Below are 1,279 nucleotides of genomic sequence, written 5' to 3' on the forward strand. Positions count from 1 at the left end.
GCGAGGAGCAGGTCGACGAGGCGCTGCAACTGTTCGGCGGGAGGCAGGTCGGCGATCCCGGAGTCCAGGAAGCGGCGGGCGGCCTCGTCCCGGACGTGTTCCCAGACCCGTTGCAGCAGATCGTTTTTCGTCGAGAAGTAGTACTGCACGGTGCCGATCGACACGTGTGCGCGGGAGGCCAGGGTGCGGATGCTGACGCCCTCGATACCGTCCTCGGCGATCACCTCGGCCAGCCGGTCGAGGAGTTGGCGGCGGCGGTCGGTGGCGTCGGCGGTGGATGCCGCCCGCCTAGCGCCCATAGCGCCGACTCCTCTCCCGCCGATTGTGGTCCTGATAGTAGCGCCAGGCCGCCGCGCCGAGTTGCCGTGCCGCCGCGACCGGTTCGCGCCGGCCGTCCTCGATGTCACGCTCGACCACCGCCGCGAAGAACAGCAGCAGGATCCCGATGCCGCCCACGCCGAAGTACACGGTATCGCCCAGCAGGCTCACGATGAGCCGCGCCGACTCGTGCTCGTGCCCCTCCAGCGCGGGCATGATCGCCGCCAGCTGCACCCAGTGCAGACCTTCGGCGAGCAGCCAGACCAGCGCACCGGCGGCCAGCGCGAGCCCCGCGACCCGGTACCGCCGCGCCAGCGACACCCCGATCACCAGCGACACCACCACCAGCAGCACGACCACCGCCTCGCTGACCCCGAACACCACCGGCCCGGCCATCACCGCGCCTCCGCATTCCGCTGCGGCCGCCGCACGATGGCCACCAGCAGCAGCGCCCACGCCACCGCCAGCAACAGATTCCGCACCCCCGCACCGAGTTCCATGCGCTCGGTCATCCCCTCGGCCCCGCCGCCGCCGAACCACATGGCCCGGCTGGTCACCATCCCCACCACCGAACCCACCAGCGCGACCACCGCCGCCACCACGGCGAACCCGGAAGCCGCGCCCATCCGCCGCCGGTAGTACAGCACCAGCCCCGCCCCGATCAGCGGGGCACACAACCCCAACAGCTCGACCACCCGCAGCATGACCACTCCTTTCATACGATCGTATGAACACGGTAGGCCGGGCGCGGAGCACTGTCAATACGATCGTATGAAGTACCAGGTGGGCAAGGCCCTTGCCCAACCGGGACCGGTCCGGAGCGATCGTGGGGAATCGGGGGTGATACAACACGACGGCCGCCCGATGAGCGTCGGGCGGCCGTCGGGAGGTTCGTTCTATTCGCCTGCGGCGCGGCGGATTTCGCCGCCGGCGGCGCGGTTGCGGGTGGCGCGGGCCGCGG

General features: G+C 70.8%; 3 protein-coding genes. All 3 read right to left on the reverse strand.

The features are described 5' to 3' along the window. On the reverse strand, positions 1 to 299 hold a 299-nt coding region (locus ON41_RS30715; protein WP_157185665.1), incomplete at its 3' end, for a TetR/AcrR family transcriptional regulator. Next, a complete protein-coding gene (locus ON41_RS30720) occupies positions 289 to 714 on the reverse strand; it encodes a hypothetical protein (protein WP_040751614.1) in 426 nt (141 codons plus the stop codon). The genes ON41_RS30720 and ON41_RS30715, both read right to left, overlap by 11 nt. Beyond that, positions 714 to 1,022, reverse strand: a complete 309-nt coding sequence (locus tag ON41_RS30725) for a hypothetical protein (protein ID WP_169336523.1) — start codon at positions 1,020 to 1,022, stop codon at positions 714 to 716. The genes ON41_RS30720 and ON41_RS30725 overlap by 1 nt, the downstream gene beginning before the upstream one ends. Positions 1,023 to 1,279 lie beyond the last annotated feature (257 nt).

It is taken from the genome of Nocardia transvalensis NBRC 15921, from assembly GCF_000308875.1.
GTDB classification, from domain to species: domain Bacteria; phylum Actinomycetota; class Actinomycetes; order Mycobacteriales; family Mycobacteriaceae; genus Nocardia; species Nocardia transvalensis.